General features: G+C 45.0%; 15 protein-coding genes and 1 pseudogene. 9 read left to right on the top strand and 7 right to left on the bottom strand.

The window, feature by feature from the left end:
* The first annotated feature begins 133 nt into the window (after positions 1 to 133).
* Positions 134 to 886: a hypothetical protein gene (locus H6F56_RS06785; RefSeq protein WP_190666144.1), complete on the top strand. Its 753-nt coding sequence runs from the start codon at positions 134 to 136 to the stop codon at positions 884 to 886.
* A 130-nt stretch (positions 887 to 1016) separates the two neighbouring features.
* A complete protein-coding gene (locus H6F56_RS06780; RefSeq protein ID WP_190666142.1) occupies positions 1017 to 1874 on the top strand; it encodes a cytochrome c biogenesis CcdA family protein in 858 nt (285 codons plus the stop codon).
* A 207-nt stretch (positions 1875 to 2081) separates the two neighbouring features.
* On the opposite strand, the gene H6F56_RS06775 is transcribed toward H6F56_RS06780, so the two are convergent.
* Positions 2082 to 3704 (bottom strand): hypothetical protein, encoded by a 1623-nt coding sequence (locus H6F56_RS06775; RefSeq protein ID WP_190666140.1) that lies wholly within the window; start codon positions 3702 to 3704, stop codon positions 2082 to 2084.
* Positions 3705 to 4490: 786 nt separating this feature from the next.
* Between H6F56_RS06775 and H6F56_RS06770 the strand changes: the two genes are divergently transcribed.
* Both H6F56_RS06770 and H6F56_RS06765 read left to right on the top strand, forming a co-directional pair.
* Positions 4491 to 4721, top strand: a complete 231-nt coding sequence (locus tag H6F56_RS06770; RefSeq protein WP_309236461.1) for a hypothetical protein — start codon at positions 4491 to 4493, stop codon at positions 4719 to 4721.
* Between the two features lie 113 nt (positions 4722 to 4834).
* The gene (locus H6F56_RS06765) at positions 4835 to 5050 is read left to right on the top strand and encodes a hypothetical protein (protein WP_190666136.1); all 216 of its coding nucleotides are present in this window, start codon (positions 4835 to 4837) and stop codon (positions 5048 to 5050) included.
* A 712-nt stretch (positions 5051 to 5762) separates the two neighbouring features.
* Here H6F56_RS06765 and H6F56_RS06760 read toward each other — a convergent pair.
* Together H6F56_RS06760 and H6F56_RS25755 are read right to left on the bottom strand one after the other, a co-directional pair.
* Positions 5763 to 6575 (bottom strand): annotated as a pseudogene (locus tag H6F56_RS06760) (IS5 family transposase); the annotation flags it as partial.
* A gap of 69 nt (positions 6576 to 6644) precedes the next feature.
* Entirely contained in the window at positions 6645 to 6851 is a 207-nt protein-coding gene (locus tag H6F56_RS25755; protein WP_199312623.1) for a transposase, read from the bottom strand.
* Between the two features lie 588 nt (positions 6852 to 7439).
* Here H6F56_RS25755 and H6F56_RS06750 point away from each other — a divergent pair.
* A complete protein-coding gene (locus tag H6F56_RS06750; protein ID WP_190666134.1) occupies positions 7440 to 10409 on the top strand; it encodes a pre-peptidase C-terminal domain-containing protein in 2970 nt (989 codons plus the stop codon).
* Between the two features lie 694 nt (positions 10410 to 11103).
* Here the strand turns inward: H6F56_RS06750 and gmk are convergent.
* Complete coding sequence (gene gmk / locus H6F56_RS06745; protein WP_190666132.1) at positions 11104 to 11661, bottom strand: guanylate kinase; 558 nt, start codon at positions 11659 to 11661, stop codon at positions 11104 to 11106.
* Between the two features lie 174 nt (positions 11662 to 11835).
* Positions 11836 to 12099 carry an extracellular matrix/biofilm regulator RemA gene (gene remA, locus H6F56_RS06740; RefSeq protein WP_190666130.1) on the bottom strand — a complete coding sequence of 88 codons (264 nt, stop codon included), beginning with the start codon at positions 12097 to 12099 and terminating at the stop codon, positions 11836 to 11838.
* A gap of 205 nt (positions 12100 to 12304) precedes the next feature.
* Between remA and H6F56_RS06735 the strand changes: the two genes are divergently transcribed.
* Positions 12305 to 14062 (top strand): Rqc2 family fibronectin-binding protein, encoded by a 1758-nt coding sequence (locus H6F56_RS06735; RefSeq protein ID WP_190666128.1) that lies wholly within the window; start codon positions 12305 to 12307, stop codon positions 14060 to 14062.
* 376 nt (positions 14063 to 14438) lie between these two features.
* Here the strand turns inward: H6F56_RS06735 and H6F56_RS06730 are convergent, their stop codons facing one another.
* The gene (locus H6F56_RS06730; RefSeq protein WP_190666126.1) at positions 14439 to 14702 is read right to left on the bottom strand and encodes a hypothetical protein; all 264 of its coding nucleotides are present in this window, start codon (positions 14700 to 14702) and stop codon (positions 14439 to 14441) included.
* Positions 14703 to 14889: 187 nt separating this feature from the next.
* Positions 14890 to 15684 (bottom strand): aminotransferase class IV, encoded by a 795-nt coding sequence (locus tag H6F56_RS06725; protein ID WP_190666124.1) that lies wholly within the window; start codon positions 15682 to 15684, stop codon positions 14890 to 14892.
* 83 nt (positions 15685 to 15767) lie between these two features.
* Here H6F56_RS06725 and H6F56_RS06720 point away from each other — a divergent pair, with 83 nt between their 5' ends.
* From H6F56_RS06720 to rfbF, 3 genes are all read left to right on the top strand, one after another.
* A complete protein-coding gene (locus tag H6F56_RS06720) occupies positions 15768 to 16925 on the top strand; it encodes a glycosyltransferase (RefSeq protein ID WP_190666123.1) in 1158 nt (385 codons plus the stop codon).
* A gap of 532 nt (positions 16926 to 17457) precedes the next feature.
* The gene (locus H6F56_RS06715; RefSeq protein WP_190666121.1) at positions 17458 to 17856 is read left to right on the top strand and encodes a tetratricopeptide repeat protein; all 399 of its coding nucleotides are present in this window, start codon (positions 17458 to 17460) and stop codon (positions 17854 to 17856) included.
* Positions 17857 to 17872: 16 nt separating this feature from the next.
* Entirely contained in the window at positions 17873 to 18643 is a 771-nt protein-coding gene (gene rfbF / locus H6F56_RS06710) for a glucose-1-phosphate cytidylyltransferase (RefSeq protein ID WP_190666119.1), read from the top strand.
* Positions 18644 to 18646 lie beyond the last annotated feature (3 nt).

The raw sequence follows: 18646 nt of genomic DNA, 5'->3' as shown, positions 1-18646 counted from the left end.
AGTGAGCCGGCGCATTGCAAAAATAGTAGATTGAGGGCGCAATTATAAAAAAGTATTGATATTCTCACGCTTAAGGGAGTTCTCAGGCTAAAACTGAAGACGAGCCTTTCGGAAAAGCCAAGCATCTTCCTCTATGAGAACCCTGCAAGCCCAATTACTCAGCCTACGTGCCATCACCATCCGTACGACAGCGATCGCGCTGCTGTTACTGGTGGCTGGATGTGGCGAACCGGCACCGCCTCCAACTCCACCGGCAGCCCCACCCCCACAAGCCGCACCCCCACCTAAATCATCTGCGCCGGCGAAACCGGCACCGAAGACTCAAACTGCTCAAACTGCCTTACCAAACGGTGCCGATCCATTTGAATGGGCGCAAGATACAGCCTTGAGCGCGGCAACCCTCTCGCAAACTGCTCAATCTCCGGATGATTGGAAGTTGGTTTCTAGCAAGTGGCAAGCAGCAATCACGCAGATGAAAGCTGTACCGGCAACCCATCCCAAAAAAGCCCAGGCGCAGAAAAAGGTAGCAGAATATCAACGCAACTTGAACACGGCTAAACAAAAAACAAAAACCAGTGCTATTCCCGGGAAACTGGCTTTAGCCCTACATCTCAAACAAACAGGCGCTAAAATGTATGGCACTTACTGGTGTTCAACCTGTGAGAGGCAGCTTTATCGCTTTGGATCAGAAGCAGCCAGCCAAATCAATTATATTGAGTGCGATCCTGCCGGCAAAAACCCTCAAACTGACGTGTGCCGGCAAGCGAATATTAGAGCTTTCCCCACTTGGGAAATCAACGGTTATTTATACCCTCCCGGCGGACTTCGTTTGGAGGCACTTGCAGATTATTCCGGCTATAAAGGGCCACGCAACTTTACCAATTGACTTTATAATCTACTGCAATTTTTTAGGTTAAATTTTGGTGATTTATCATTGATTGAGTTCACTCAAAATCAACTGATTTATTGATTTTACCAAATTTAACTTTATCTGCAATTTAAACTCTAAAATAAAAATGAATCGCACCAAATGGTTTACCCAAAACTTCCCTAAAAGCAATCATTCAAAAATCATAATGTTAGGGTTACTGTTTGGGGGAACAGTTTTACTGGTTCTGATTCTCAGTCGGCTCAACTTGCGGTTTTTATCCGAACCTTTTGAGAATTTCGTTTTCGGCGTAGCCGAAAGTTATCAGGGATGGTTTGAGTCTCAGGTAACAAATAACCCATTCGTTTTAATCCCCTTAGCCTTTGCCGGCGGACTGATTGCGAGTATCTCGCCCTGCATTTTATCCTTACTGCCGGTTAATCTCAGCTACATCGGCACCCGCGAAATTACCTCTCGTTGGGATGCCTTTATTAAAGCCGGCTCATTTGTTTTAGGCGTCGTCACCATTCTCAGCTTATTTGGGTTATTTTCTTCCTTTGCTGGGGCGGTGATGATTTACTTTCGGGGTTATATCCAAATTGCAGTGGGTGCAATTATTGTGCTGATGGGGCTAAATTTAGCCGGCATTGTGCCTCTGCCTTTACCCCAAATTGATTTTAAATTACCAATTGCCGGCCCTTATGGTGTCGGGTTAACCTTCGCACTGTTAAGTTCTCCCTGCACCAGTCCGGTTATGTTTGCCGTTCTCAGTGCCGGCGGCGCAACAGGTTCCCAAGTTTTAAGCACACTGATGATGATCAGTTATTCACTGGGTTATACAGCAATTATTTTCTTTGCCAGTCTCTTCACAGGTTTTGTCAAACAAACCCGCTTTTTACTCAACCACTCTCAAACCATCATTCGTTTTGCCAGCGTAGTGCTGATTCTAATTGGCGGCTACTATTTATTTGAGGGAGTGCGCTGGGGAATTTCAGCGATGACATAAGGCTTGGAAATAGAAAATCGGGCTTGTGTCGGGGGAATTCACCACAACTGAGGCATGGGGAAGAGAGAATAGAGAATTGTGAAGTAAACGAATTAATTTCAAAGCCGGTTTTGCCTGAATTGAATGCACTCTCCCCCAATGCCGGTTTTTGCAAGAATTCTGTTTTTCTTCAGAATTCCCGATCACCCTTAGCCCACAACCCCCAAGTCAAGCACCCCGCCTTAACAAACGACTAAATATTTTCAATCGTTGGTCAAGCCAACCTATTAAATCCAATTGATTGGAAAGTGATCGCGGTGGGTCAGAAATAAGTGTATCCAGGGCAATTAACCGCTTGAAGTCTACCCGAACCGGCCCATTTCGCTCAGTACGGCCATCCCCCAGATAAAATTTCACACCGGCTTGCTGCATGATGTTAATAAATTCTTGGGCTAATATTCCATAGCCAATCGTTGTTGGGTGAATACCATCAAGCGAGAATAAGCCGCCATTAGTGCGAACCGCTTGGCCGGCAACCACCTCTGAAGTAAAAAAGCGAGAATTCGGCACAGGTGAAAGCGCTTGCAGCTCAGCAGGCAGCTCATAGGGAGTCCACCACTCAGGTCTGGCTAAGGGGTCATCAATATAGCGCCGGTAAGCTAAGCGATCCATGATGCCGGCAGCATCAAAAAGATACCAATCTAAGCCGTCCTTGCGGGCACCACGTACCGCTTCCGTAATCGCTTCATTATATTGATCAATCGCGCTATCAACTGCCCTCGCCTCCAGTTCAGTAATGCACGGGTGATCTTTGGGATTGAAATCTCGATCACTAATCCAGGGGCGAGTGTAGTGAGGGAAATATCGAGAACCCGGTGCCACCTTCTCGCCCACACCACGGGCAAGGGGGATAATCGTGACATGGGGAACGGTTGTCAGAATAACGTGCCGAGCCTTGATCTTTTTGACTTGGGCAACAACTTCGTCTAGCTCTTTTTTAAAGTGAATCGGATTCCAGACAGTAAACTGTTGTTTGCGATCCAAATCGTCATAACCATCCTGGCTCCACGCCACCTTCAGTTGAATAACACTGCTCAAAGCATTGTTAGCGCCCAGGAAGATAATCAGCGTTTCGATGCCGTCGCCGGTGCCGGTTTCGTGGGTTCCGTCTTTGCCCAGTTCTGCTGCCGCTTCTAGGGGCGTGAGTGCCTTGCCTTGAGGGTCTCGTGCTGAGTCCAAAACGTACAAGGCGGCGCGTTCGTTGGCATTCTCGACAATCTGGCGAAACAAATTATCTTTGGGTTCTTGGAGGAGTTGCCGGCAGATATCTGCGTTGCGCGAAAGAGTATCGCGCAAATCCCAGCCGTAAACTGCCAAGTTGTGGTTAATTCCTTTTTGGTTAGGAATGCGAGAACCGGGACCGCGTTCCCACCACTCTTCGACATCAGCCATATATTGATGTACTGAAAACACAGCACCGGCTAATTCCCACCAGTCCAGCTTGTCGCCAAACTGTTGTTCTAACCGGCGAATCAGCGCTTCCATGTTAAAAGGCAATCCCCCCCAGCCGCTATAGGGCAATGGGTGACGGAATTGCTCGTCCCAGTCCATTTCCCAGGCAATGATGGCGGGGTAGGAGAGGTTTGTATTAAATATGGCCCCACTTTGAAAGCCATGTGTTAGGGAGTCGCCAATTGTCACAAGCCGGTGTTGGGGGGTGCCTTCTCGATTGACTGAAACGGAAATGCCCAGGGTGGGATCTGTAACAGGCTGGCGCGGCTGTGCGCGGACAACTACCTCGTCAGGCGTTTTGTCGTCGCGCATCTCATCGGTCATGATTCTGTTTGGCATGGAGTCTCACCCAAAATGGCAAAAGTAGTTACGCCACAATTGACAAAAACTGCGGCTGTCAATCCGGAATTTTAGATTAAGTGATCTCAGTATTTTCCGCATTTTGTAAAGAAGTGTTAAGACCCGTGTCTTAGCTGGTAGCTAATGAAGTTTAAGTCAAAGTGATTTGAATCAATTGTGGCGATGACTGCCGACACATCGCGCTAAATTGTTTAGCCTGCTTAATTAAGGTTTTGTTGCTGATCTTATGGGTGATGATTCTGCGGCTTGTCGGGTTTCTCTTTAACCAAAAAAGCTACAGCAATTACGGGAACACTCAGAACAACCACAAGCCGCAAATTCCGAATTAATTGTTAAGGATATCCGTATATTCCGCAGTTTGTGAAGAAGTGTTAAAGGGGTTGGTTAGCTCGTAACAAGCCGGTTTTGAAGTCAAAGCAAACCGAACGAATCGAGAATTTGAGTGCCGGCGTATCCCCCTAAACTGCTTAACTTGCTTACGGTAACGGTATGACTTCGGCTTTGGGATCGCCGATTATCACCCTATATTGGTATCAGAGGACACATTGGTAGCACACGCTTATCTCTCAGTAATGTTTTTGTTACAAAAAACGGCTTAGCGTTTACCTTGATTGAGAAAACACCGTTGGGGCAAGCTTTGCCGTTAGTTAGTGAAGTTGAAGTGCCGGTAAAAAAAAATCTTAGCCTTCACAAGTTCTTCACAGTTAAGTTCTAATCTTTTTATTAAAGCAGTTCAGTTCTAACCACTGGCTAGCATACATGGAGGTGAAGAGGTTGCCATATTCTTATTTACTTTTACTGACCATCGCCTTCTTCGCCGGCTGGGTTTATCTGCGAACCTCTAAAGACCTTTCTTTTACTCTCGCTGCCTTAACTGCCGTTGTGTGTTTCTTTTGGGGTTTTGCCTCATCCCCTTGGATCGTTCAGTTATTCATCGTCCTGTTCCTACTGCGTCTAGAGCGATTCTACATCCCCAAAGAAGGCCGTCTCGGTTGAAAAAGACTTTCCCTAAAACAGATGTCACTTTTCAGAGCTTTTAGGGTTAAGTACAGCACTCAGTTAATTTTTGACTCAATCATTGCTCGATTTCTAAACTGGTTTAAAATATTATGAACGCTTGTCCTTGCTGCTCTAACCAACTACTCCGCCACGCTCGTAATAATGGCGTTTACTGGTTTTGCTCTCACTGCTGGCAAGAAATGCCGGATCTCTCTTCAATGGTTGCCCAGCGGAATCAGCGAGTACAGCAACTAGAGCGCTTGATCTGTAGCGCGACTCCTGCCAAGAAAGAATTGGCAGAGATCAAAGTAGCGGAAGTGGCTTAAGCTAGTCGCAAAATTGAGGGTTACGTTTTAACAGCACTGCATTTAATTTGAGCATAAATAATTGGCAAGCAAGCTGTGCTATAAGTAAGGTACAGCTTGCTTGCTAATTATTTAGCTCAGAGCCAGGAAACATTGCCAAGAATATTTCTATTTTTAATAATTTTTTTGAGTTTGCTAAGTCACCTCAACATCTAGCAAACTGAAATTTTCCCCTGAAAAGTCGTTTTCTAATTGATGGGTTGATTCCTGAGGTCGAATTAGCAGCTAAGAGCTGATTTATAAAGTAAATCTTAAGCAGCTAATTGCCTGAGCATCAGACGAATTAAAGAACCATAAATCATCGCTTCGCTGATCTCTGAATTTTGGGGGGGGTAACAAGAAAGCTGAAACCTTGGCAGAGAAAGGATAAGAGCTAGGTCAACAAAAAAAAGATGGGTCAGCTATAGTGACAAGCAAACCCAAAAATCAAAAAAATACTAATGCAATTTTATCACGAGCATCTCGAGAAGCAACTGGGCCGCGCCCAGTTCCTGATGTTGTTAATACTAATCAACATCATTCAAGCCGAAAAAGAAGTCAGATTAGAAACGATAGCGAGAGTCTTTCCACTGTGAATAACTTGTGAAGGCCGGCGCAGAAAGTTACAAAGATTCTTGGACTTAGCGGGCTTAACAATAGACCTCTTGCGGAATGAAGACTGTCTAGCCATTTTGAGTTCATAGTTGTAAACTCCAGCAATCAGGTTGGCTCGCAGCCCAAACCGTTGACGGCGATTCCGATATCGACTAGACAATATCCTAAAGATTTTTTAAAATCGAATCACATGCTCAACTTTTATTCTGACCCTAGCATGATTTCTATTCTCTTGCTTTTGTTCTTCAGTTGACTGACCTTTTTTAGGCTTTTTATAGGTCATTCGACTTTTAGCGTGATAGCGATTAAGTCCTTGATATCCTTTGTCAGCGATTATCTCTATCTCTTGGGAAATTTGAATTTGACTTTCTTTATTTATATATTCGGAAGTCATGCTTTCTTCCTTTGTCTATGGCTACACAAATTATTTCTTGAGTGATTTGATTAATTAGCAGTTGCATCTTCAGCCTATGACACTGTTGCTTGCCACTGTAATACTGTTTCTGTTTTTTTAGGACGCTCAATCTCTGTTTCGGATACATCCATCACCACGACTTCCATCTCGGTTGTTGGCTTGCCGAGTTCTCTTTGACTCGGCAGGCTAAATTTCTGGGATTTAATTAACATCTCTTCAATTCTCTTAACTGTGCGTTGTGCTGTTGATTCGTGAATTCCCCAATCCCCGCCAATATGAAATAGGGTTCTGTACTTTCGCGCCTTACTGTAATGTCAACAATATTTGGTCGGGTATTGAGAGTTTGGCATAACGACCGCGACTTTCTTGCTTAGCAGCCTGTACGACTTGGACTATATGCCAGAATGTTTCTCTCCTTACCCCATACATCCGTTTAAAGTCAGATGGTGAAGCTTGCAAAGCTTGTTTATATCTCATTGAGCGCTGTCTAGTTATGACTCAATTACTTTTCTGATTTAACTCATTTCTTTGAATTCCGCAAGAGGTCTATTGTTCGTCTCTACCTAATTCTGTTCGCATTTGCTGGCGAACTTGGTCGTGAATAACTTGCCAGCTCCCTTTGCGCTGCCACTTCTGGAAGTAGTTGTACACTGTGCTGTACGGAGGCAAATCGTGGGGCATCATTTCCCATTGGCATCCCGTTCGGTGCACGTAGAATATGCCATTGAGAATTTCTCTGAAATCAACTTCCACGCTGATGTCCAAAGCCTTTCGGTTTAGGCAACAGCGGCTTCAATATTTCCCACTCCCCATCACTGAGGTCACGCTTGATATGGTTTTCGTAGACGATTAGCGATTTCAGGTAATCGATTCATTAGCAATGCCACTGTTTAACTGTATCTAGCCTAAAATTTTCTCAAACTTACTCTAGCAGTCCTTTAGCTTTCCTTTATAAATCAGCTCTCAGATTCTCTCAATCATATATTTTTCAAAGCTAGCAACTGTTTTTGCGATTTGGAAGCTATTAGATGCCGGTATTAGCCGATTGAACTTCTGGCGTCGGTGAAAGCGATCTCGAAAATATACCAAGTTGCTACATAGCATAAAAGGCTTTACAAACCACAAAAGGAGCTTTTTTCCTCACCTTTACAATATCTTTAATTATTTAAACGCTTTTATAAAGATTTTGCGACTATACAAAGTATTCAGTAAATGTACGGAAGTATATTTTACTCACCATCTCTTAATTTATTATCAAACGACTTGAAAAATAACATCTACCGAAATCAGCATTTAAATCGTTTCAGTAGTTAAGTTCTTGAGACAAATAAATACATCGCCATGTTTGAAGATTACTTGAATCCGTACGCGAGCAATCGAGAGGAAGTATCTGCTAACGCTTCCTTCAATGTCGGGAGTAACAACGCCCAGTCTAGCGATCTAATCACGCCCGAATCAGCCATTCAAAATTTTCTGAGTGGGGGAGCATCTTCTAAGAAAATTGATTGGGAAACTCCGTGGCTAGGTTCAGATGAATGCTTTTTTCCGTCTGACAAGTTACTACCTAATGACAGTGCATTTCTCACGTCGTTAGACAGCAACTCTATCAGTAAACCTGAAACATTATCAGTTGATTCATTGACAGGGAAAGCTCTTTCTCCGGCCCTAGAGCAAGCTTTTACCAGCGCTTCTAACCACATCCAGGCTTTAGCAAGTGACCCAGATTTCAATACCAAAATGAATCTTGCTTTTGGTACAAATTGGGATGCCGAAGAAGCAAAAGAATTATTTCAAGAGCTGGCTCAAGGTAATGCAATCACGGCAACCGTTATTCTCTCCAGTAGCGAGATTAATGGGGCGAATGGGGCATTTGCCAGTGTGACGAACACAATTTATTTATCGAGTGAGTTTATCGCCCAAAACGCTGTCAATCCAGAAGCAGTTACAAGTGTGGTACTTGAAGAGATTGGGCATTACATCGATTCACGGATCAATGCCAAAGATGCTGCCGGTGATGAGGGTGAGATTTTTGCAGCAGTTGTTCAAGGCGAGAAGTTAGATGCGTCGGGACTTTTAGCGTTAAAGGCTGAAGATGATACGGCAATTATCACCTTAGATGGGACAGAAATTCAGATAGAGCAGGACAATAGCCTTAGCCTCGCTCGTAACATTGGCACTCTCAGCAGCACTCAAACCTATAGTGATTGGGTAGGCACAACAGACACCAACGATTACTACAAATTCAACATCAATAACACCAGCAATTTTAACCTTACGGTTAATGGGTTAAGCGCCGATGCGGATGTGCACTTACTTAACATCTATGGCAATGTAATACAGGCGTCAGCCGCCGGTGGAACTACCACCGAGTCAATTAGTAGTAGCTTAAATGCCGGCACCTACTATGTGCGGGTTTTTCCCTATGGCAGTGCCAACACTAATTATAACTTGAGTTTGAGAGCGACACCACCGAGTGATGGGAATGACACTCTGAATACAGCTCAGAACTTTTCTGGTGGTGTTGACATGAATGGGGTCTTCTCGACAGGAATATCGGGGGCGTCTATCGGGGGTACTGACCTTAACGATTACTACCGAATCTCTTTAAATGATACCCGCCAAGTCAACTTGTCCTTAAATGGCTTGCAGGCAGATGCAAATGTGCAGCTACTCAACAGCAGTGGCAGCCTGATTCGGAGTTCTACCAACACCGGCATCACTGCTGAATCTATCATCACCAATTTAAATGCAGGCACTTACTATCTTCGAGTTTTGCCTAATGGTAGTGCCGTTACCAACTACAATCTGAACGTGTCATTGCAGATCCCTACAAATCACTGGAAGGCTGAATATTTCAATAACCTCAGCTTAAGTGGTAGCCCTGTTTTTAGGGAGAACTTGGGGGATGGCAGTCAAAGTTTTGCTCGCAACTGGGGCAGTGGCGCTCCTAGCAATACTCCTGCCGACAACTTTTCCGCTCGAATCACAACTCAGCGTTATTTAGCGCCTGGTCTGTATCAAATTAAAACTCAAGCTGATGATGGTATCCGAGTGCGGATCGGCAATCAAAGCGTCATTGATAAATGGGTCGATCAGCCCTTTGCTACTAATTCAGGCTATTTCCGCTCAAATGGGGAGACTTTACCAATTACAGTTGAATACCACGAGCGTGGTGGCGCAGCAGCTTTAAACTTCAACATTATCCCTGCAACTAAGTTCCAAGATATAGTCAGCGAATCGAGTCAGTGGAAGGCAACAGTCTACTCTTGGAATACCAGTCAAGGAAGTGCACCTCCTACGAATTTCTGGCAAGGAGATATAAATAATCCCAATGCAATTGGCACAATTAATCTCGGTTCTAATACTCGTAGTGATGGCAAGAAAGGAATTAATGTCAACTGGGGTTCTAATGCCCCTAATAATGATGGCAATCGCTTACCGCACGACTTCTTTGCGATGCGAGCTTACACCTGGGCAGATTTTGATGGCAGTCCCTATAAGTTCCGAGTCAGAGGCGATGATGGGTTCGAAATTCTTGCAAAGAATCAAGGAACAGGCCAGTGGTTTAACGTTACATCAGCCAATCAGTGGACACAAGCTTACGGGGCACACCAGGAAATCACAGCCCGGTTGCCAGCCGGTCGATACGATTTGCATTTCCACCAGTATGAAGGAGCCGGTGATGCTTACTTAGACCTCTCTTGGGAGAAGACCAACAGCTTGCCAAGTAGCGCACAACAAGCGAACAACTTCTTTAAACTTCAATACTGGAACCCAACGTATAATCCTAATGGGCCAGGTGGCAGTGCAAATTGTGGCCCTGCTAGCTTAGCTATGATCCGCAAAATGTTCGGTTTTGAGCAGGCTAATATCAGCATTGAAACCAGTATTGACCATGCACGCTCTCTGATGTTTGGCTACTCTAACGGTGTCAGAGAAGGCGTGAACGTGCTGGATCAAGATCAAGTAGTCAGTTCTTTTGATCACATTAAAAACGGCATCCGAAACTCAGGGGGTATTCCTGAACAATTAACTGGATGGGATAATCTTGATCGGAGCCTCGCTACAGGGAAGCCTGTTATATCTTATGGACAGCTAACTGATGCGTGGCGTCAACAGTTTCCGAACAGAGTGGGTAGTGGCTCTACCAATCACTGGAATGCAATTCTAGGCAAAACATCGGATGGAAACTACATTGTTGCAGATCCGATGCATGAGGGCGGGGCCTTCGCCATGACGAAGAACCAACTTGCTGTTTTTTATCAATATCATCAGGGATACCCAAACTTCATTGCGTTTGGCCGAACCTAGGGCAAATGTATCTACAGTGATTTTCAGTTGCGTACAAAAGGATGTAAAGACAATACAGTGCGGTGTCTTTACATCCTTTTAACATTACTATAATTGACCATATAACCTATTTGAAAATGCTTAAGTTAAAAAATGGTTGCATCCATTCTTAAGCTTAGCGGCAAGGCAAGGGCTGCACCAATTTCTTCCATTTTAGCTATTTTGAGCGATAGCTGATCGTCAGTAGCTGAATGTAGACAGCCAAATGTGCTACCTAATTTACAAAAGAAATATGGCTTATTTATACAATTTCCTTAGCTAAACTAATATTCTTTAATTTCGAGTTTCTGCGATACATAATGTGACGGCGGGCATACCGTACATCAAAAAAAAAGTGCGTGCATAGTGCCCCGTAATGCTTTATTTTGTAATTCATATAAAGACAGCTCAGGTCATTGTTTTGCTATGAGAAACTAAAAATTTGCCATTAATAGCATAAATCTTTGATGCAAATATCATCATGCGACAAAAAAGTTAAGCAATATTTTAATTGCCTAAACATACTTTTCTTAACTCATTTCATCCTCTTTTAGGGAAAACATTAGCCCGAAGTTATAAGTAGATAACCGTAATTAAATAAACCCCCTGTAGTCCCCCAAGCTTGGGGGACGGCAACAGGTGGGGGTTGATGAGGACAACTTTTATGTCCAAATACTTACACGGTTGCAAACAAAGCTGCCTCAATGTTTTCTAAGGTTTTTTCTAACTCGTCATTGACAATCTTGATATCAAATTCATCGGCAGCGGCAATTTCGTCAACTGCGCGGTTAAGACGCCTTGCAATCGCTTCTTCCGAATCTTGTCCCCGCTGGCGAATGCGAGTTTCTAAGGTATCGACTGAGGGCGGCAGAATAAACAATTGCAGCGCTTGAGGAAATGTCTGCCTGATTTGTCTTGCCCCTTCTAGCTCAATTTCGAGTACCACCCATTCACCGTGCTGCAGATGAGTTTCTACTTGCCGGCGCAAGGTTCCGTAATAATTACCCGCAAACTCAGCCCACTCCAGCAAGTCGCCCGCCGCGACCAGTTGCTCAAATTGGTGCCGGTCAATGAAATAATAATGTTTGCCATTAATCTCGCCCTTGCGAGGGGCGCGAGTGGTCACAGATACCGACAGATACAGTTCAGGATGACGCTTTAGCAATGAGCGCAACAAAGTTCCTTTGCCCACGCCACTCGGCCCAGTCAGCACAATCAGTTTCCCGCTTTGCATACACCCGCTATCCCTTTAAACATCCTTATCCACATCTTCTCTGGGATTATAAAGGTTCTGAACCCAATTCTGTATAGAATTGTTACAAGGTTCCCAGATGTGCGGTAGGATGTGCACTGGTTAGACACAAATAAACCCGGCGATCCAAGCGGGAATAGAGATCGTGGAAAAAAATTAACTGACGCTCTGACCGTCTTTACTGATGACAAAGCGATGGGCGACGGTTTCCGGCTGAATTGCCGAAAGGATAACGTGGCTGGAATCAGTAATAATCACGGCCCGCGTTCGACGACCGTAAGTAGCGTCAATCAACTGGCCCCTATCGCGCGCATCACTAATGATCCGCTTAATCGGGGCAGACTCAGGACTGACAATGGCAACGACTCGGTTGGCAGACACGATGTTACCAAAACCGATATTGATAAGTTGAATGTCCATGACGCACTAACGGCTTAGCCGTATGAGCCTACAAAAACCTTATTTCTAATGGTATCCATTACAATCTTGACTAACAAGGCTAAAACAAAGGAAAATCAGGGTTTTTAGATTTTTTTCTCTTTTTTTCAGGTTTTTATCAACTTTTGACATCAATCTGCCAGCATGGAAGTATCTGTCGATGTTTTAACTGGAAAGACTTTTCGCTGTGCAACCGGCTGACTTTACGACTTTAACGGCTGCTTGTTCTGAACTGCGTCACGGCTGGCTGCCGGCGCGTCTGGAACAGGTTTATCAACGTGACCGGCATACGGTGGCGCTGTCGCTGCGAACGATTGACCGGCGAGGCTGGGTGGATATCTCTTGGCATCCCCAAGCCGCCCGCCTGTGTGCCGGCGATCCGCCTCCCCGCACTCCCGATACATTTACTTTCAGTCAGCAGCTACGGCACCAACTGGGTGGTTTAGCACTGGTGGCCATTACTGAGGTAGCACCTTGGGAACGCGTTTTAGACTTGCAATTTGCCCGCCGGCCTGGTGATCCCATTCTCTGGCACCTGTATGTCGAAATTATGGGCAAACGCAGCAATGTGATTTTAGCTAATCAGGACAACTTGATTGTTACTGCTGCCCATCAAGTTAGTGATCGCCAATCAAGTGTGCGTCCCATCCAAACGGGCCAGCCTTACGAAATGCCGCCAGCGCTTACTGATCCGGCACCTAGCAAGAATGAACCCCAAGAACGTTGGCAGGAACGAATCACGCTGATCCCCGGCCAACTAGGGCGTCAGATGCTGAAAAGCTACCGGGGGTTGAGTTCGGCCTTCGTGCGGGAAATGGTCGAAGCTGCCGGTCTTGAACCGGCTCAACTTACCGACAGTCTGAGTGAGTCCAACTGGCAGCAATTGTTCTACAGGTGGCAAGAATGGCTGCAAGCTTTGGAGCAAGAGCGGTTTCAACCGTGCTGGACACGAGAGGGATACTCGGTATTGGGGTGGGTGGATAGTGAGAGAAAGAGCGATCCTGCGTCTGTCAGTGAGTTGCTCAACACCTATTACACCGGCAAACTAAATCAACAAGAATTCAAGCAGCTACGCCATCAACTGAGTCAAAAACTTAGTAACTTGCTGGCTAAATTGCAGCTCAAAGCCAATACTTTCTCGGAACGCTTGCAACAGTCAGATGAAGCCGACAAGTACCGGCAGCAAGCCGACTTGATGATGGCCAACCTACACGCGTGGCAACCGGGGATGAAGGAAATTATCCTTGCCGACTTTGAAACCGGCAACCCGACTTCGATTCCTCTGGAACCGGAAAAAAATGCTGTGCAAAATGCTCAGGCTCTCTACCGCCGCAATCAAAAGCTTAAACGCGCCCGTGCGGCTGTTGAACCCTTATTAGCTGAGGTGCAGGCTGAAATTGACTATCTCGAACAAGTGGAATCTGCGCTTTCCGGGCTGGATGCTTACCGGGAACCGGCGGATCTTCAAGCTTTGGAAGAAATTCGGGATGAGCTAATTAGCCAGGGATATCTAGAAGATCCAGAACACCGCACTCAGAGCGAAACACCGGCAACGAATTTTTACCGCTACCAAAGTCCTAGTGGGTTTGAATTATTGATTGGGCGCAACAACCGGCAAAATGACCAGTTGAGTTTTCGTCTGGCCGGTGATTACGATGTATGGTTTCATACTCAAGAGATTGCCGGCAGCCACGTCTTGCTGCGTTTACCGCCTGGATCTGTCGCCGAGGAGGCGGATTTGCAGTTTGCTGCGGATCTAAGCGCCTATTACAGCCGCGCTCGGCAAAGCGAACAGGTGCCGGTTGTTTATACCGAACCCAAGCACGTCTACAAGCCCAAGGGAGCCAAACCTGGTATGGTGGTTTACAAGCACGAGCGCATCCTCTGGGGCCGTCCCCAAGAAGGCAGCCGGTATCTTACACAGGCCGGTGATAACTTTTCGTAATAAACTTTTGTAACAAAAGTTTAGTGTCGTCTGTTACAATGTTTTTAAGTAAAGAATTAACAGACAAATACCCGCCGCACGCCTGGGAACGCGCAGCTCGGTAAGCCTCCTGTTAGTACGACAACAAAATTCAAAAATTTTTAATTGGCCAGCTTTTGGATGAAGCTGGTCGTTTTTTTTATTAGCCCTTCCCGATTGAGAAGCGTCCTGATGTTAAAACCCGGAAAGAAATTGAGTAATAGGCTGTGAGCTGTTTCTCAGCCTAGAGACACTTTCCCTGAGCGGATAAGCTTAATGTAATGAACCGGGCTTCTCGGCTAAATCCTCCTCAAGGTAGATTTGATTGTGGGTTCCTGAAGCCCAGTGCTTCGCTCCCCTAGGAGGCCGCGTTGTTTTCTTCATCCTGAAAGGGATTTTTGCCAATTCCCAGCTGTTTTTTCGTGTGCTTGAGCTGCTTCCAGAGCACTTTTATTTCCTGGTAGGCGACTTCAGGCGGCAGTTTCCCCCCTGTTTCTAAATTGCTAATGTAGCTCACTCGTTGAGCAAATTCCTGTAAATTCGCATTAAATATCAAGTTCTCTGGCTTGACTTTGCCGTAGTAGCGACTGCGAGGGTAGAAAAACTCTGAAGAATCTGCCATGACTCTGTGCTGCTTTCAAAAGTACGTTTTTATTTTTACGATCTGGTTTCATCTTGTCCAGGAATTGGCCAGCCTTGCTTAATTGTCCATCTTTTGAACAGAACACGAGAACTTTTGTTTCTAATTTTGAAGAATTGTGTGGTGGCAACGATTAATATTAAGTGCTGAATCAGAGAAAATACGCAGTTCAGGTATGCCAGAGTGAGCGGATTTGCTGGAAGGCGAGGTGGTTTAGGTTATAGGTAAGTTGAGTGCTGCCGGCTAAAACCGTATGGATGGGAATGATTTCCATGATGCTGTTGGTATAGGCGAGGGCTTCAAATTCTTTTACGAATTCAGTTGACCAAGGTTCTTCTGTCACCGACACTTGATGTTGTTTTAGCCAGTTAACAATCTGTGAGCGCATCAGGCCGGCTAGAATTCCTGTATCTATCGGCGGTGTCCACCATTGCTGATCTCGCCATCCCCAGAGGTTGCCGGTGCTGCTTTCTAGCCAGTTGCCGGCTGAGTCTACTAAAATTGCTTCCTGAGTCCCCTGTTTTAGGGCAGTTTGCAGGGCCAGCCAAGCCGGCAGGTAGTTGCCAGTTTTGTGAGCCGGTAGGGCTCTGGCGTAGTCGGGGGAGTCTGCCAGCCAAGCGCGGATGCCGTTCTGTTGCCGGTTAGCCAAGTCTGCCGGTAAAATACGTCCTGTAATCAGTTCTCGCCCATCTGGGAAAATAACCATTCTCAATACCGGCCAGTTTTCCTTCATCAGTTCGGCACCCTGACGCAGCCGGTGCCAGTCTGGTTGTTGCCATCCAAAAGTTTGCAGGCTGAATTTCAGGCGTTCACAGTGGCCGGCCCAGTTTGTCAAAGGATGATCTAGCGAGTCATGATAAACTCGCAGTGTGGTAAAGACTGTGGCCCCGTAAATGAATCCCGGATCGTCAATGGCCAGTTCCAAGGTGCCTGATTCAATGGGGCTGCCGGTATACCAAAACATTTATATCACTGGGTGAGTTTATTCAATCAATTCAACTTGTTAAACTAGATAATAAATTGTGTCATAAAAACTACATTCATCAAATGAATTTGAACTCTGAATCATCTGCAAAACCTGTTTTGTCTCTTTGCATGATTGTCAAGAATGAAAGCAAGAACTTACCTCGGTGCTTAGCGAGTGCTAAACCCTATGTTGATGAAATGATTGTTGTAGATACCGGCTCTCAAGATAACACACCTGAAATTGCGAAACAATACGGGGCAAAAGTTAGTTCCTTTCAGTGGTGCGATGATTTTGCTGCCGCTCGCAATTATTCGATTGCCCAAGCATCAGGAGACTGGATTTTAGTACTTGATGCTGATGAAGAGCTAGTTGTTGAGTCTAAAAAATTTTTAGAGCAAATCTCCTCTCGCTCAGAAATTCTTGCCTATTTTTTAACACGCACTGAAAAAAATTATAGGCTTAGCATGACTCCCTTAATTACTCCGAGATTATTTCGCAATCTCCCAAAAGTTAGTTTTGAAGGACGATTTCACGAGCAACTAAAGTATAATAATAAATACATTAACCATCACCAAGTTTCTATCTTAGAAAGTATTAATATTTTGCATTATGGCTACGGAGAAGAGGAGTTAGAGCAGAAAAATTTCAGTCGAAATATCCCAATTTTAGAGCGCATTCGACAGGAAGAAGGTTTGAGCCTGATGCTCCTCTATTGCCTTTCTGGAATGTATAACGATATGCAGGAACCAGAAAAAGCTCAAGAATGTTGTGCGGAAGCATTTGACCGGCTGTTTCCAAATTTATTAGAAGGGACTCCACCAGAAGATTTTCTCATGGTTCCTTCACTGCTTTATACTTTAGGGGCACAATCGCTCAATCAAAATGATTATGAAACGGCGATGCTAATTTCTCAGCGAGGACTGGAATGGTGCCCGCAATATCCACCTCTAAACTATCTAGCCGGGATGACTCTAATGACTTTAGGATTTCCATTAGGAGCTTGTGTTTATCTGGAAAAATGCATTCAAGTAGGGCGTGAGGGTAGCTATTATCAAGGAGAGCCTTTTGAGCAAAGTTTCATCACAACAGATCCATCTGTGGGTTTAGGGCTTGCTTATCTTCATCTAAAGCGTTGGACTGAGGCGGCGGCTGCATTTGAACAGGCCTTGTCGTTCAATCCGAGTTGTCTTGAAGCTAAAGAGAACCTAGAAAAAATTAGAGACTTGTTAACAGCTTAAGCTGTAGAGATCGCACAACGGGGCTGAACAAATGTCCAGAACTTTGCCTAACTTTTAAGAATGAGGGGAATTGTAGTGCTTGGATAGCAGAGACATTTGCGTTAGGATAAAAAGCGGTGAGAAACGGTTAATTTTTAAAGATTAATGATGCAACAGTTATGGGCAAAATTAAACAGGTAAGAGAAAAATTATAAATATTTGTAACAAGTAAAATTTACGTTTTGAGAAGACACTGGAGGGCTGTCCCCTATCCGGGTGTTAGAAAAGGCAGTTAAGAAAGATTACAAGAATTTTGCCTCGAAAATACGGCAAGGAACGTAGAAAATTCTCGAGGCATCTATCTTGTAGAGTCCAAGATAGTTGTCTCGCCGATTTCTTGCTACTAGCGAAAGCATGGCGCTTGGTTGACTCCCTAACTACCTTAGCTAAATCTATTTTTAAGAAGATCGCTTTTTTAGAAAAAATGGGCATCATTAATGTAGAGTGAGCTGAGTCTTGCTCTTTAAAAAATAAGGTGAAAAAAGGATTACCAATGAGTTATCTGGAAAAAGAGTATGATATGTCCCGCCGCAAGCGGACTCAGCGGATTCAGCAGGTTTTTGCAGTTGTCGGAATCCTAGGGTTTGCCGGTTCTATGATATTTGGCAGCGCTGAACTATTTGGGAGTGCTTTTGACAAGCCAACTCAGCAAACAACAGATGCAGCGCTGGCGGAATCACCACTCGCTTGGCAAGCGCGGGGCTATGAAATGGTATTGCAGCGGGAACCAGAGAACCAAACAGCACTGGAAGGACTGGTAAATGTTCGGCTGCAAATGAAGGACACTAAGGGGGCAACAGCACCTTTAGAAAAACTTATCAAGCTGCATCCTGACCGACAAGATTATAAAGCACTATTGGCTCAAGTCAAGCAGCCGGTAAACCAGCCTTAAGGAAGGGAAAATACTGATGCGAGTTGTGATTCTTGCCGGCGGTTTAGGTACTCGTCTAGCCGAAGAAACCGAAGTAAAACCCAAGCCAATGGTAGAGATTGGTGGCCGGCCTATTCTTTGGCATATCATGAAACAATATGCCCACTATGGATTTAAGGATTTTCTCATAGCTTTGGGATACAAAGGAGAAGTGATTAAACGTTACTTCTTGGACTATTACACGCTCAACGGCAGTATGACAATCAATCTGTCTGATGGCTCGGTTAATGTGCGTGAAAAAGAATGCGAAAATTGGACAGTGCACTTAATGGATACAGGTCTGCACGCACTCACCGGCGGTCGGCTCAAGCGTTTAGAATCCTGGCTAAAAGATGATACCTTTATGGTGACTTACGGTGATGGCGTTAGTAATATTAATCTCCAAGATTTGTTAAAGTTTCACCGTTCTCATAGGCGACTAGGAACGGTTAGCGCAGTTCGCCCACCGGCACGATTTGGTGGTTTGATTTTTGAGGGCGATTTAGTGGCTCAATTTACAGAAAAACCTCAAGTCGGTCAAGGCTGGATTAACGGTGGATTTCTGGTACTAGAACCGGAAATTTTCAAATACCTCAAAGGAGATAGTTCCAGCTTAGAATCAGATGTATTGGAACACTTAGCGGCAGATGGACAGCTAGCGGCTTATCGGCATTATGACTTTTGGCAGTGTATGGATACGCTGCGGGATGTGAGGCTATTAGAAAGCCTCTGGCAGAGTGGAAAGTCCCCCTGGAAGGTGTGGGAGTAAACT

Origin of the sequence: Microcoleus sp. FACHB-672 (assembly GCF_014695725.1) — a bacterium.
Taxonomy (GTDB): Bacteria; Cyanobacteriota; Cyanobacteriia; order Cyanobacteriales; family Oscillatoriaceae; genus FACHB-68.
This window is presented reverse-complemented; position numbering and strand designations above follow the sequence as displayed.

Bases quoted from the DNA above. Each gene is read 5' to 3' on its own strand.
- H6F56_RS06785 (WP_190666144.1), top strand. From the start codon at position 134: ATGAGAACCCTGCAAGCCCAATTACTCAGCCTACGTGCCATCACCATC.
- H6F56_RS06780 (WP_190666142.1), top strand. From the start codon at position 1,017: ATGAATCGCACCAAATGGTTTACCCAAAACTTCCCTAAAAGCAATCAT.
- H6F56_RS06775 (WP_190666140.1), bottom strand. From the start codon at position 3,704: ATGCCAAACAGAATCATGACCGATGAGATGCGCGACGACAAAACGCCT.
- H6F56_RS06765 (WP_190666136.1), top strand. From the start codon at position 4,835: ATGAACGCTTGTCCTTGCTGCTCTAACCAACTACTCCGCCACGCTCGT.
- H6F56_RS06750 (WP_190666134.1), top strand. From the start codon at position 7,440: ATGTTTGAAGATTACTTGAATCCGTACGCGAGCAATCGAGAGGAAGTA.
- gmk (WP_190666132.1), bottom strand. From the start codon at position 11,661: ATGCAAAGCGGGAAACTGATTGTGCTGACTGGGCCGAGTGGCGTGGGC.
- remA (WP_190666130.1), bottom strand. From the start codon at position 12,099: ATGGACATTCAACTTATCAATATCGGTTTTGGTAACATCGTGTCTGCC.
- H6F56_RS06730 (WP_190666126.1), bottom strand. From the start codon at position 14,702: ATGGCAGATTCTTCAGAGTTTTTCTACCCTCGCAGTCGCTACTACGGC.
- H6F56_RS06725 (WP_190666124.1), bottom strand. From the start codon at position 15,684: ATGTTTTGGTATACCGGCAGCCCCATTGAATCAGGCACCTTGGAACTG.
- H6F56_RS06720 (WP_190666123.1), top strand. From the start codon at position 15,768: ATGAATTTGAACTCTGAATCATCTGCAAAACCTGTTTTGTCTCTTTGC.
- H6F56_RS06715 (WP_190666121.1), top strand. From the start codon at position 17,458: ATGAGTTATCTGGAAAAAGAGTATGATATGTCCCGCCGCAAGCGGACT.
- rfbF (WP_190666119.1), top strand. From the start codon at position 17,873: ATGCGAGTTGTGATTCTTGCCGGCGGTTTAGGTACTCGTCTAGCCGAA.